This window comes from Clostridium cadaveris, from assembly GCF_020911725.1.
Taxonomy (GTDB): Bacteria; Bacillota; Clostridia; order Clostridiales; family Clostridiaceae; genus Clostridium_X; species Clostridium_X cadaveris.
The window spans coordinates 2,138,664-2,152,890 of sequence record NZ_CP076620.1 but is presented as its reverse complement, the minus strand read 5'-3'; the positions used below and the strand labels follow the sequence as shown (position 1 = coordinate 2,152,890).

General features: G+C 31.4%; 12 protein-coding genes. 7 read left to right on the top strand and 5 right to left on the bottom strand.

The genetic code is table 11. The features are described 5' to 3' along the window. Positions 1 to 40: 40 nt before the first annotated feature. Together KQH81_RS10170 and dcuC (KQH81_RS10165) are read right to left on the bottom strand one after the other, a co-directional pair. On the bottom strand, positions 41 to 1,189 hold the full coding sequence (locus tag KQH81_RS10170; RefSeq protein WP_230028202.1) for a M20 family metallopeptidase: 1,149 nt from the start codon (positions 1,187 to 1,189) through the stop codon (positions 41 to 43). A gap of 49 nt (positions 1,190 to 1,238) precedes the next feature. Continuing rightward, complete coding sequence (gene dcuC, locus KQH81_RS10165; protein ID WP_230028201.1) at positions 1,239 to 1,862, bottom strand: C4-dicarboxylate transporter DcuC; 624 nt, start codon at positions 1,860 to 1,862, stop codon at positions 1,239 to 1,241. Between the two features lie 59 nt (positions 1,863 to 1,921). On the opposite strand from dcuC (KQH81_RS10165), the gene KQH81_RS10160 reads away from it, so the two are divergent. After that, a protein-coding gene (locus KQH81_RS10160; RefSeq protein WP_407647283.1) for an IS3 family transposase occupies positions 1,922 to 3,321 on the top strand; the annotation gives its coding sequence in 2 pieces (ribosomal slippage) (positions 1,922 to 2,390 and positions 2,390 to 3,321; 1,401 coding nt in all). A gap of 53 nt (positions 3,322 to 3,374) precedes the next feature. On the opposite strand, the gene dcuC (KQH81_RS10155) is transcribed toward KQH81_RS10160, so the two are convergent. Next, a complete protein-coding gene (gene dcuC / locus KQH81_RS10155; RefSeq protein WP_230028200.1) occupies positions 3,375 to 4,130 on the bottom strand; it encodes a C4-dicarboxylate transporter DcuC in 756 nt (251 codons plus the stop codon). A 252-nt stretch (positions 4,131 to 4,382) separates the two neighbouring features. On the opposite strand from dcuC (KQH81_RS10155), the gene KQH81_RS10150 reads away from it, so the two are divergent. Beyond that, on the top strand, positions 4,383 to 5,732 hold the full coding sequence (locus KQH81_RS10150) for a hypothetical protein (protein WP_230028199.1): 1,350 nt from the start codon (positions 4,383 to 4,385) through the stop codon (positions 5,730 to 5,732). Positions 5,733 to 5,889: 157 nt separating this feature from the next. On the opposite strand, the gene KQH81_RS10145 is transcribed toward KQH81_RS10150, so the two are convergent. Continuing rightward, positions 5,890 to 6,771, bottom strand: coding sequence for a GGDEF domain-containing protein (locus KQH81_RS10145; protein WP_027640019.1), 882 nt, complete (start codon positions 6,769 to 6,771; stop codon positions 5,890 to 5,892). A gap of 244 nt (positions 6,772 to 7,015) precedes the next feature. On the opposite strand from KQH81_RS10145, the gene KQH81_RS10140 reads away from it, so the two are divergent. Then, positions 7,016 to 8,521: a carboxypeptidase M32 gene (locus KQH81_RS10140; protein WP_230028198.1), complete on the top strand. Its 1,506-nt coding sequence runs from the start codon at positions 7,016 to 7,018 to the stop codon at positions 8,519 to 8,521. An 86-nt stretch (positions 8,522 to 8,607) separates the two neighbouring features. Then, positions 8,608 to 9,981 (top strand): tryptophanase, encoded by a 1,374-nt coding sequence (locus KQH81_RS10135; protein ID WP_168972330.1) that lies wholly within the window; start codon positions 8,608 to 8,610, stop codon positions 9,979 to 9,981. Positions 9,982 to 10,037: 56 nt separating this feature from the next. Here the strand turns inward: KQH81_RS10135 and KQH81_RS10130 are convergent, their stop codons facing one another. Beyond that, positions 10,038 to 10,331, bottom strand: coding sequence for an ArsR/SmtB family transcription factor (locus KQH81_RS10130; RefSeq protein ID WP_027640016.1), 294 nt, complete (start codon positions 10,329 to 10,331; stop codon positions 10,038 to 10,040). A gap of 243 nt (positions 10,332 to 10,574) precedes the next feature. Between KQH81_RS10130 and KQH81_RS10125 the strand changes: the two genes are divergently transcribed. From KQH81_RS10125 to KQH81_RS10115, 3 genes are all read left to right on the top strand, one after another. After that, positions 10,575 to 13,058, top strand: coding sequence for a CoA-disulfide reductase (locus KQH81_RS10125; RefSeq protein WP_027640015.1), 2,484 nt, complete (start codon positions 10,575 to 10,577; stop codon positions 13,056 to 13,058). Between the two features lie 175 nt (positions 13,059 to 13,233). Beyond that, a complete protein-coding gene (locus KQH81_RS10120; protein ID WP_230028196.1) occupies positions 13,234 to 13,839 on the top strand; it encodes a DUF3862 domain-containing protein in 606 nt (201 codons plus the stop codon). Positions 13,840 to 13,941: 102 nt separating this feature from the next. Further along, a complete protein-coding gene (locus KQH81_RS10115; RefSeq protein ID WP_230028195.1) occupies positions 13,942 to 14,100 on the top strand; it encodes a hypothetical protein in 159 nt (52 codons plus the stop codon). The last annotated feature ends 127 nt before the right edge of the window (positions 14,101 to 14,227 follow it).

Genomic DNA, 14,227 nt, shown 5'->3' with positions numbered 1-14,227 from the left:
AGTTTGATAGAACTCTCTCCCGTTACACTTTTTATATGGATTAAATTTCTCTATTAAGTAATGTGGAGTTGGTTAGACTAGTTATGGTATGATATACCATTTCAACACGAGGCTTTATACTGTCTATCCAAATCATTTCTTTAACTCCATGAGCACCATCGCCTACTGGACCTACAGCGTCCATAACAGGACATCCTTCAAAGGCCATAAAGTTACCATCAGAACCACCACCGGTTCTAACCCATTTCATATCTATTCCACAAGCTTTACCTTCTTCAGTCATTACCGCTATTAATTTCCTAGAAAGTTCTGTAGATGACATTGGTGGTCTGAAACCTACTCGAGTAACTTCTGCAGTTACACCATTAATGGAAGGATTTCTACGCAAATTTTCTATTTCGGCTTCAATTTTATGGCATTCTTCAATTGTCATAAAACGAATATCAATTTCGCATTTGGCTTTATCGGCAATAGTGTTTGCACCCATTCCGCCAGATACAATTCCTACATTTAGGCTTGTACCAATAGAATAGTTGTTTAAAGGAACTAACTTTGTAATCCAATATGCCATTTCATGAATAGCACTAGCTCCATCTTGTGGATTTACACCAGCATGTGAATACTTACCTTTAAAATCTATTGAATAACGAGCAAGACCTTTTCTATCACTTACTAAAGCACCGCTGCTTCTAGCTGGCTCAAATACTAATCCACATCTGCTCTTTTTTGCAAGACGGCTTATCCATGGATTAGAGTATCTAGACGATATTTCCTCATCACTATTTAGAGCAAGACATAGTTTTAGAGGGTTATTATCAGCCAAAAGTTCTTTAATTATATAGTACATACTTACAAGTCCGGATTTCATATCTATTACTCCAGGACCATACGCTGCTTTTTCATCACGATGATATGGTCGTTCTGCAACTGAACCTGTAGGAAGAACTGTATCCATATGTCCTACCATAAGTACATCTATATCTTCATCTTTTGGATGAGTACGAACTTCTAAACAATAACCAGCTCTATTATCAAAACGATGTTTTACAACATGCAGTCCAAGCTCTTCATATTTTTCAGCCATAATAGAAGCTACATTATCTATGCCATCTGGATCAAAACTATTACTTTCTGTATTTACTAACCTCTCTAGTAGGTCAAGATATTCATCCAAATTAAAATGTTTCATATTTTACTTCACTCCTCATTTGATAGATATTTGATAAATTTTATTTCTGTTATATAAAGAAAATTACATCAGCTAATATTAAAGCAGCTGTACCAAGAAGCATAGGTATTATTGTACGTTTAGCTACGTCAACTGGTGATACTCCAGAACCACCGCAGGCTGCAACAACACAGGATGCTATAGGGGACATATTTCTACCAAGACCTGTAGCTAATTGCATTGCCATAATCATAACAACAGGTTGAATTCCAAAAGCTTCAGCAACGCTTGGAGCAAGAGCTATGAAGGCATAAAAAGGAGCAGCCCCAGATCCCATTACTATGCTGGAAATAATAATTATGGCTACCATTATAATAGTCATAGGGATAGCACCAAATCCGATAGATTTACATCCTTCAATAATCATATCTATAACTCCCATGTGCTTAAGACCTTCTGCGAAAATCTCACCTGCCATAATAAGAGTAACAATGGTTGCAAATTGTTTTCCCATACCATCAAAGAAAACTTGCATTGATTTAAATATATTAGATATATTCTTACGATTACGTATACATTCAAAAATCATTGTTAGAAAAAGTCCCATGATCATGGCAGAAACAACATTAACTTTAATAGATGATATTACTAAATCATTAAATAGTAATAATAGTATCAATGGAAAAATTGGCAATATGAGCTGACCCCCAAAAGTTAGACCTAAAAATCTAACTTATGGGAGGTCAGTTTTTTATGGCAAAATATAGTTTTGAATTTAAGTTACAGGTTGTTCAAGCATATTTAAATGGTGAAGGTAGTTATAACTATCTTTCAAAAAAATATGAAATTCCTTTTGGAAGGGATATTAGAAAATGGGTAAATGCATATAAAGCGTTTGGCAAAGATGGTTTGACACGAGCAAGAAAAAATGAAAGTTACTCTTTCGAATTTAAGCTTCATGTAGTAAAGTTATATTTAACAACAGAAGTTTCATATCAGGAGTTAGCTTTATCTGTGGGTATAAATAACCCACCTCTAATTACTAGATGGGTAAATGACTATCGAATTGCTGGTCCTGATGCTTTAAAAACTAAGCGTAAAGGACGGAGACGAAAAGTGGATAAAACTAAAGCTATAACTACTGATGCATCAAATGATAATCGGGAGTATCTTAAACAATTAGAGGAAGAAAACTTAAAACTCAGAATAGAGAATGCCTATTTAAAAGAATTGAGGAGGTTGCGTTTAGAGGACGAAGCTCGTCTGAGAGAACAGCAAGAGTCATCCACAGCCTCCGAAGAGAATTCAAACTGAAAGATATTCTCTCATTTACAGGATTTCCAAAGGCTACATATATGTATTGGCAAAAACGGTTTGACAGAGAAAACCCTGATCAAGAATTAGAAAACATTATTCTTGAAATTCGTAAGAATAATAAGGATTTTGGATATCGAAGAATTTATGGTGAACTTCGAAAACGCGGAATGTTTGTCAACAAAAAGAAAGTTCAGCGCATTATTCAAAAGCTTGGAATTCAGGTTATATCCTTTACCAGAAAAAGCAGAAAATACAGTTCCTATAAAGGAAAGGTTGGAAAGGTTGCTCCAAACCGTATTCATCGACGCTTTAATACATGTATTCAACATCAGAAAATAACAACTGATACATCTGAATTTAAGTACTATGAAGTTGATAATAAAGGGCATATGACGATCCATAAACTATATCTTGATCCATTTATGGATATGTATAATTCAGAAATACTTAGTTATTGTATATCAAAGAAACCATCGGCACATAACATAATGGTAGCTTTGAATCAGGCTATAGATATCACATCCAATTGCTTTTATAGAAGGACATTTCATTCTGATCAAGGGTGGGCTTATCAAATGAAAGCCTATAGATATACACTTAAAGAGAACAGAATATTTCAGAGTATGTCTCGAAAAGGTAACTGTTATGACAACTCTGTAATGGAGAATTTCTTTGGCATTATGAAACAGGAAATGTACTATGGCTGTGTTTATTATAGTTATGAAGAATTAAAGTCAGCAATAGAAAAATATATAGAGTATTATAATAATCAAAGAATCAAACAGAAACTTGCTTGGATGAGTCCTGTTGAATATCGTCTTAACCAGGCTGCATAAAGAATAGCGTAGCAGTTAAAAACTACTACGCTATAAAGTCTAACTTATTGGGGTCACATCAATATAGCGTAGATTGAGGGAACGTTTTCTTTTTTCTCATTATTGTCTAACTTTTGAGGTTCAGGTACAAATCCTATACGTTTGTCATAAGCTTTTTGAACAAAGTAGTGGTTAAGAGCTACAACTGGGACAACAACTAATGCAACTGGAATTTGATATTGCATAAAATATGTAGTGGCATCTATACCTGACATTTCTGCAGCAAAATTCGATGCTCCAGAAGCTGGACCTAAATCTAGACAAGCCGCTGATGCGATAACAGCGGTGGCGGAAATAGGACTAACACCAAGAGATACAAGTATAGGATAGACCGTAGCCATTAATAAAACTGAAAGTCCAGCAGCACTTGGTACAAATATATTTATTATTTGGCCTACAACATAACTAATAGCTAAAACTATATAAGGTGATCCTAGATGGCGAAGAGGTTTAATACAAAGATTAACCATTGCAGTACTTGCACCAACATGATTCATGTATACAGCATATCCCCCTGCAGCCATTATAACCATTCCTAATGAACCTGCATCCTTTGTTAATGTAGTACGAATAAGATCGAAAACATCAAACAACCAAAAACCAGTGCTTTTTTCAATTTCAACAATTGTATTAATACCTAAAAATTGAGCTGCTATTAAAAGAGTTATTCCTGCTATTAATAAAACAGCATGAGGCTTGTACCTTTTTAGTATTAGAGTAGCAACTATAATAACTATTATTAGCGTCAAAATAATACTGACAAAATTCATTCGTATTCCTCCTATATATATATATGAATTAAAATTTATTTTAGGATATTTAAAGACGTCTTTATATTAGAATAGTATATTATAAATTAACAAGTGTCAATATTATTTTTAATAAGAATTTTCGGAAATGTCTTTTTATATCCTAAAATGTTATTATTGAGATAAGATATTTCGAGCAGAAATTGGATAAGATAGACAATAAATATTCGTTATGTTATAATTATAAAAAATTGTTGAAATGAAGGAAATGATATGAAGATTGCATTACTTACAACTCCATATTTAGAGGATTTTTATAAAAAAGCTATTAATGAACTTGAACTAAAATGTGAAGCAGATGTTTATGTTTATTATAATTATAAACATGTAATTGAGCTATATAGACAGCTCCAAGATTCTTATGATGGTTTTGTTACAGCAGGATCTGCTCCTATGGCTATTATTAAAGAGGAGATTTCTAATTCAAAGCCTATTAATAATATTGTCTGCAGTGCAAGTAATTTTTATCGTGAGCTTTTTAAAATTATTTATCAGTATGAGGATTATAAATTTGAGTATGGATATTTTGATTTTTGTGATTATCTTTGTCCTGATGAAGAAAATCGTTTAATTGATTGGCTTCGTGAAGGGAAACTTGAAAAATGGGTTTCTGATAATAATGAATACATTAATCACATGACACCAGAAGATATGAGAATTACATTGAATAGAACAAGAGAAAAGCATATTTCTTTGTGGAAAAGCGGCAAAATAAAATATTCTCTTTCACGTAGAAGTCTTATTGTGCCAGATGTATTAGAGGCAGATGTAAATTGTCATTTTATATACTGTAGCTATGAGGATATATATAACTGTTTTGAAAGTTTAATACGGACCATTACAATACAAAAATTGGAGAAAAATAGGCCAGCTGTTATTAAAGTATCATTTGCAATTACACTAGAAGAATCAGATAAGTTATCATTTAAAAATAATCAAGAAAATTTGCTTTATAGAGGAATTTCTGCATTTAATCGTAAGTTTCTTTATAATTTCATAATTGAAAACAGTGATGAATGTATTACTATTTATACAAATTACTCTTCTGTAAAAGATATAACTTCTTCGTTTACTACATGTAAACTACGAAGCTTTTTACATAATAGACATTTAGAAAAGGTTGCTATTGGATATGGTCTTGGAGATGACTTAAAAGAAGCTATGATTAATGCCACGAATGCTCTTAAAGAATCTCAAGTATCATGTGAAAATAATAGTTATATCATAAATGAAGAAAAAGATAAAATTGGATTGTTTGGCTATGGTAAATCATTAAAAGTTATAAATAAAGTCACTGATTATGAAAAAGAACTTGCTGAATATACGTCACTTTCGACATTGACGATACAAAAGATTATTGCAGCACAAAGTATGATTGGAGATAATGATTTCACATCTCAAGATTTAGCGCAAATTTTAAATGTTTCTGCAAGAAGTGCTAATAGGATATTAAATACCTTAGTCCAATTTAATTTAGCAAAAATTTTATATACTAAGCAAAGTGGAACTAAGGGTAGACCTCATAAAGTTTATCGATTACTATTAGGATTACCAAAATTTTAAATATAAAATTATATAAAAAATATAATAACAACTTAAAAATTAATTTTTAAAAGAGCAAAAATCCATTTTTATCATTGGATTTCTATGCTCTTTTTTTAGTTTGAAATGTAGTAACTATAGATAAATTAAAGAAAATATTAATGTATCATAATACCATTTAAGTCTTTTTTAGTTTTTTTCCTTCATACATACGTTGATCTGCACGGTATAAAAGTTCATCCCATGTCCATCTGCTCCCAAATTCTTCACTTGAGGCAGTTCCAAATGTAATATTAAATGGAATTTGTATTTTTTCAGTATAGTAACAAAGTTTACGCATTTGATTATAGTATTGTTCAATCTCATCGTTGAAAGTTTTTAAATTAATACCGCAAGTGACAATGAGAATTTCATCTCCTCCAAAACGGATGACTAATCGCTCAAATCCATTTTTTCTTGAGTTAAAGTTTTGTTTCCAAAAACCTGCTACGTCCTTCAATAAAGCATCACCAGCTTGATGCCCATATGTATCATTAACAAACTTAAAATCATCAACATCCATGATTGCAACGTTGATAGTTATTCTTCTATCATGACAGCAGTTAAACGAAGGTAGAAAAGCTTCATCTAAGAAATGTCTATTATAAACTCCTGTTAATGAATCCGTTATCAGCATATGGTTATAATTGTTAATTATTTTTCCTATTTCATTACGTTGATTGCTGTCCATTAAAAGATTATCACTTACATCATTTACAATTTCCATAACATAAGGACGATTTTCAACCTTTAAATATCGTGAGAAAACCCAATAGGTATGATTATTCATTATTTCCATTTTATAAGCTCGCCCTTGAGACTGAAGTGCACGAAGAGAAGTGCAGTTTTCACATCTTTCACAACGCCCCCATAATTTACTGCATATGTCTGAACTATTTGTTTTACTATCATAATCATGTACTTGTTGTGTCAGTGGATCAACAAGCCTTACAATATCATTTTCACTCTTCATAAATCGAATGAAATCTTTGGCTTCTTGATGTGTAAAATCAATCTTCATTTTTTAATAGTCCTCCTTATGTAAACTATCATCAGGATATTATCCATAAGATGATATATACAATTAAAATCATTATAACAGGCATGGGACATAGCTTCAATAAACTGTATAAAAAAACATAAATGTGAACTATATGATAACTCTATTCTGTAGCACTACAGAATAGAGTTTTTTATGAAGGAATTTTGAATTTTTAGTTATATATTATAAGGTATATGATTTGTATGAGAATAGGAGTGAGTATATGAACAAGGAAAAAGAAAAAGTCCTAAATGAATTCAAAGATCATGTAAGAAAAATGTCTCTACTTGGTGGTACTATAGCACTTTTGGATTGGGATTCAAGAGTGTATATGCCTGAAAAAGGAGTTGCAAACAGAGGTGAATCATTAGGGTATTTAGCAGGTGAATTTCACAAATTAAATGTTTCACCAAAGGTAAAGGAATTTGTAGATGCTTTTTCTAAAGAAAATGATTTAGACAATGTAACATCCGCAATGTTAAGAGGTGCAAAGAAACAATATGAAATATCTCTTAAGATACCTGCAGCTTGGGAAGAAGAGTATTCAATTTTATGTACTAATTCAAGCTCTGCATGGAGAAAAGCAAAGTCCACAGGTGATTTTGAGGTGTTTAGACCACATCTAGAAAAAATTGTTGACATGAAGTTCCAGTACCTTAAACTTTTAGGCTGTAATGAAAAAGGATATGATGTACTTTTAGATGATTTTGAAAGCGGTATAACTGTAGAGAAATTAGATGAATTATTTGGAGAGCTTAGAGACGGAATAGTAGATCTTTTAAACAAGATAAAGAATAGCAAAACCCAAATAAACGACAGCATATTAAATGTAACTGTACCAAAAGAAACACAGATTAAGTTGTGTAATTTTATCTTAGAAAAAATGGGTTTTGACTTTGAAGCTGGAAGAATGGATGAAACAGAACATCCTTTTACCACAAGTTTTAGTAATAAAGATGTCAGAATAACTAATCATTATTATGAAAATGACTTTACTAACGCTTTATTCTCAGCAATACATGAAGGTGGTCATGCTATTTATGAACAGGACATACCGGATTCTTTAGAAAACACAGGAGTAAACTCAGCTGCATCATTAGGTGTTCATGAATCACAATCAAGATTTTATGAGAACATTATAGGTAGAAGCTATGAATTTTGGGAGTATTTTTATCCTGAAATCCAAAAGGAAATCCCAGAATTTAAAAATGTATCTTTGGAAGAATTCTATAAAACTATAAATAAAGTTCAGCCTTCCCTTATAAGAACCTCTTCAGATGAACTTACTTATAGTCTTCATATAATAATAAGATATGAAATAGAGAAAGCTTTGATTGAAGGAAAGATTCAAGTGAAAGATCTTCCAATTGTATGGAATACAAAATATAAAGAGTATTTAGGAATAGAACCAAAGAATAATTCAGAGGGAGTTCTCCAAGATACTCACTGGGCAGATGGAACTATAGGGTATTTTCCAAGCTATGCACTAGGAAACCTTTATGGAGCTCAGTTCTTAAATACTATGTTAAAGGATATTCCAAATGTGTACGAGGAGCTATCAAAAGGTAATTTAGATTCTATCCATAAGTGGCTTAGAGAAAATGTTCATGAATATGGGGCAATTTACACTCCATCAGAACTTATTAAAAAAGTTACAGGAGAGGAGCTAACTGCTAAATATTTCTTGCAATATTTAAATAAAAAATACAGCAATATTTATAATCTATAATTTTAGTGCCAATTTAATAATTAAATTCCTATTCTCATATTTTTATATATCCTAAAATACAATAATACTGTGAAGGGGGAGATATTATGGCAAAATACATTGCTGAACCATTTAAAATAAAGATGATAGAGCCAATAAAAATGACCACAAGGGAAGAGAGACAGCAGTATTTAAAAGAGGCTAATTATAATTTATTTTCTCTAAAAAGTGATTATGTCTATATTGACTGTTTAACTGACAGTGGAACAGGATCTATGAGCGATTCTCAATGGGCCGGAATCATGAAAGGTGACGAGAGTTATGCTGGGGCTAGATCTTATTATAAACTTATAGATGCTGTAAAAGATATCTTTGGGTATGAATATGCTCAGCCTGTACACCAAGGAAGAGCAGCAGAGAAAGTTCTATTTCCATGTTTATTAAAAGAAGGTCAGTATTCAATATCAAATATGCATTTTGACACAACCCGAGGACATGTAACATTGTGTAAAGCTATTCCTAAAGACATAGTAGTTAAAGAAGCGACAGATACTGAAAATTTTGCTCCATTCAAAGGAAATATGGACGTTGAAAGAATGGAAGCTTTTATAAATGAGGTTGGCTGTGACAAGGTTGGGGTAATAATAATGACTATAACCAATAACAGTGCCGGTGGACAACCAGTATCCATGGAAAATATAAAAGAAACTAGCAGGATAGCAAAAAAATATGGAATCCCATTCGTTATTGATGCTGCTAGATTTGCAGAAAATGCATACTTCATAAAGACAAGAGAATCTGGGTATGAAGATAAATCTATAAAGGACATAACAAGAGAAACATTTTCTTATGCTGATGCCTTTACAATGTCTGCTAAGAAGGATGCTATAGTAAATATGGGAGGGCTTATAGGTATCAAGGACAATGAAGCCATGTATAATGCAGTTAAAGGGTTTACAGTGCCTTTTGAAGGCTTTGTAACTTATGGAGGACTTGCAGGAAGAGACCTAGAAGCTCTAGCAATAGGATTATATGAAGGAATAGATTATGATTTTTTAAGATATAGAATTGGTCAAGTACAGTATTTAGGTGAATTATTAAAAGAAGGCGAAGTGCCATTTCAATATCCAACAGGAGGACATGCTATCTTTATAGATGCAAAAAAACTTCTTCCACATATTCCTTATTATCAATTTCCAGCACAAGCTTTAGCTTGCGAACTTTACCTTGAGGCTGGTATAAGAGGATGTGATATTGGATCATATATGTTAGATCCAGTTGATGGAGTACAGCCTGAATCAGAAATGGAATTTACTAGATTATGTATTCCAAGAAGGGTATATACAAAGGCTCACTTGGATTTAATTGCAGAGGCTCTTATAAATATAAAAGAAAATGCATCAAAAATAAAGGGCTATGAGATAGTATGGCAGCCACAGGTTTTGAGACATTTCACTGCAAAGCTTAAACCTATAGAATAAAAATTAAATAATACTTATCAAGCCCCAGAAATAATAATTTTTGGGGCTTGATTGTTTTATTTTAAATCTAACGGGCAGTAGTTATCTTTTAGACATTCTATAAGTTTTAAAACTCTTTCGTCTTTTATGCTATACACTGTGTTTAGTCCATTTTTGTTTGATTCTACAATTTTATGGGCTTTTAATATAGATAAATGCTGTGATAATGCTGATTGAGTTAAATGATCCAATTTTTTATTTAGCTCTGTGACGTTCATTGGTTCTTTAATAAGATAACATACTATTAATAATCTATTTTCATTTGATAATACTTTAAGCAAGTCGCCTACTTCTTTAGCTTCTCTTAACATTTTACACTCCTATTACAAATATAATTTTTAATTTTATATTATTATTATACCACCAAAATATAAAGTTCTTTTAAATAAGAAAATTTTAAGGGTATATAAAGACATGTGAGAATTATTTTAAAATAATATTGACTAAATTATATTACTATATTAGAATATTCTTATATAGTAATAATAAATGAAAAGTATTTTTAAGTCAATATATAAAAATAGAAAGATATTTATTTAGGAGGACTAAAATATATGAGTAAAAAAGTTGTTATAGTGGGTGGAGTTGCAGGTGGAGCTTCTACAGCTGCTAGACTTAGAAGAATTGATGAAAAATGTGAAATAGTAATGTTTGAAAAAGGAGAATATATATCTTTTGCAAACTGTGGACTTCCTTATTATATAGGTGAAACTATAAAGGAAAGAGATAATTTGATTGTTCAGACCGTTGAAGCTATGGAAAAAAAGTTTAATATGAAAATAAAGAACTTTAGTGAAGTAACAAAAATAAATAGAGATAAAAAGACTGTAGAAGTTACTAATATAAAAACTAAGGAAAAATATGAAGAGAATTATGATGTTTTAGTACTTTCTCCTGGAGCAAAGCCAATAAAGCCTCCTATAGAAGGTATTAAAGAATGTGATAATTTGTTTACCTTAAGAAACATTCCTGATACTGATAAAATTAAAGGCTACGTTGACAACAACCATCCAAAAGAAGCTGTTATTGTTGGTGGAGGTTTTATAGGACTTGAAATGGCTGAAAACTTAGTAGAACGTGGAGTACATGTTAACTTAGTTGAAATGGCAAATCAAGTTATGGCTCCAATAGACTTTGAAATGGCAGCTATAGTACATGAACATTTAAAAGATAAAGGGATAAATCTTATATTAGAAGACGGAGTAAACTCATTCTTAAATGAAGGGAAAACTGTTAAGCTTAATAGTGGTAGAAAAATAGATACGGATTTAATTATACTTTCTATAGGTGTTTCTCCTGAAAGTAAAATCGCTAGAGATGCAGAACTTGTATTAAATAAAAGAGGGGCAATTGTGGTTGATGATCATATGAAAACTTCTGATGAAAACATATATGCTTTAGGTGATGCTGTAGAAGTTAAAGATTATGTTACTGAAACACCTGTTATGATACCTCTAGCTTGGCCAGCTAATAGACAAGGAAGAATAGTAGCTGACAATATATCTGGAAGAGATGTTAAGTATAAAGGAACATTAGGTTCTAGTGTTGCTAAAATCTTTGATTTGACTGTTGCTGCAACAGGAAACAATGAGAAAGTGCTTAAGGCTAAAAATATAGATTATAAAGTTATTCATATTCATCCAGGCTCTCATGCTGGATACTATCCAGGAGCGTTTCCAATAAGCTTAAAGCTTATATTTTCACCTGAGAATGGAAAGATTCTAGGAGCTCAAGCTGTAGGGATAGATGGTGTTGAGAAGCGTATAGATGTTTTAGCTACTGCTATTAAAGGTAACTTGACTGTGTTTGACCTTCAAGATGTTGAAACATGCTATGCACCTCCATATTCATCAGCAAAGGACCCTGTAAACATGGCTGGATATTATGCTTCTAATATATTAGAAGGATTGGTAGACAATATTCAATGGAATAAAGTTGATGATTTGATTGAAAATGGAGAATATATTCTTGACGTAAGGGAAGAACTTGAAACTGATATGGGCGCTATAGAAACCTCAATAAATATACCTTTAGGTCAAATAAGAAGCAGAGTAAATGAAATTCCAAAGGATAAACCAATTTATGTTTATTGTCAAGTTGGACTAAGAGGATATATTGCATGTAGAATTTTAAACCAATTAGGATTTAATGCCATAAATATAGATGGTGGATATAAGACTTATTCAGTAGTGAAAGATTCATCTAAAAATCAAGGAATAAACGAAATAAATGTACCTAAATCAGAAACAAAAAGTGAAGATGTGGAGTATAATATATCTAAAGTTGATCTAACTCTGGATGCTTGCGGACTTCAATGTCCTGGACCTATAAGAAGAGTATTTGAAGAAATGCAGAAATTGAATATTGGAGATGTTTTAGAAGTTAGAGCTACTGATCCGGGATTTTCCAAGGATGTAGTATCTTGGTGCAAGAATACAGGAAACACTATGTTAAAGAGTGAATTTGATAAAGAAAAAAAGGCTTTTGTTGCATATATAGCTAAGGGAAAAATTGGGTGCCCTGTCTCTTATGAAACTGCTAACAATTCTTCAGTGACATTTGATAATAAAAATGGATCTACTATGGTAGTATTTAGCGGAGATTTAGACAAGGCAATAGCATCCTTCATAATAGCTACAGGCTCTGCATCAATGGGCAAGGAAGTTACTATGTTCTTTACATTCTGGGGATTAAATATATTAAAGAAAAAGAATAAGCCAAAGGTAGCAAAAGGAGCTCTTGAAAAAATGTTTGGCTTCATGCTTCCAAAGGATCCTAGTAGACTTCCACTATCCAAAATGAATATGGCAGGCATGGGACCTAAGATGATTAAATATATAATGAAGAAGAATAATGTAGATACATTGGAAACACTAATAGAAAATGCCCTTAAAATGAATGTAAAAATAGTTGCATGTGCTATGTCCATGGATCTAATGGGAATTAAGAAAGAAGAACTAATAGATGGGATAGAAGTTGCAGGGGTTGCGTCTTATTTAGGGGCAACAGAGGAAGCTGGACTTAATCTATTCATTTAATAAGATATGTATAAAATAAAAAAATAGACTTACCATTTCATTGAAAATGGCAAGTCTATTTTTTAGGATTAAAGAAGTTTTTTACATTATTTATGAAATTATGAGAAAATATGTTTGTGCAAATATTTGAAATTTGATAATATATATGTAAAGGTTATTTTAAGGGGGAATAAAAATGAGTAAATCTAAGAAATCAATATTTAAAAGATGGTGGTTCTGGTTAATAGTAATAATCATTATAGGAGGTATAGTAGGACAAACTGGTGGAAAGAAAGACGCAAAGGATTCTGAAGGAACAAAACAAGAAGTTAGTAAAAATGAAAAAGAAAAAGAAAAAGAAGAAACAAAAATTACTTATGAAAATTTCTTAGCAATTAAGCTTGGAGAGCCATACAGTGAAGTTGTAAAATTATTAGGTGAAGGTAAAGAAGATACATCTTCTGAGGTGGCTGGTATTAAAACAGCTATTTATTCATGGAAGGGAGAAGGTCTTAGCAACATGAATGTTACAGTTCAAAAGGATGTTGTTACAGGAAAAGCTCAACTTGGATTAAAGGCTGAAAGAACTAATATAACATTAGAAAAATATAATAGCGTTAAAGAAGGAATGACATATGATGAAGTGAAAGACATCTTAGGTGAAGGAGAAGTCCTTTCTGAGAGCAAAATAATGGATTCACAATCTATTATTTATAGCTATAGCAACAAAGACGGATCAAATGCTAACTTTACTTTTAATGGAAATAAATTACAAGTGAAATCTCAATTTCAATTAAAATAAATTAAAGCCATGTTCAATTGAATATGGCTTTAAATTTTATCAATAATGTGTTTTAGATATTTCTAATCCATTTTCAATAAGATTTTTGTTGTAGGAGTTAAGGTGTGTATAAATTTCTTGTTTAAATGGGTTGCATCTGTACTTTTTAAGTTGTGCAATAAGGAGATAGATATACTTGTGGAAGAAGAACTGTCAGAATTTTTTAGTGATGAAAGTAGAAAAGCTATACTTATGTATTTGAAGAACTATAATAATGGTTAGTGAAAATAAAATCTATTGACAACATTTTATTCCTTAAGTATATTATAGATAATAAGATAGATTTCAGATGAAAGAGGTATGTTTGTGAGTGTTTAGTATCTAAAATAGGTAATTTAATATTAATTCT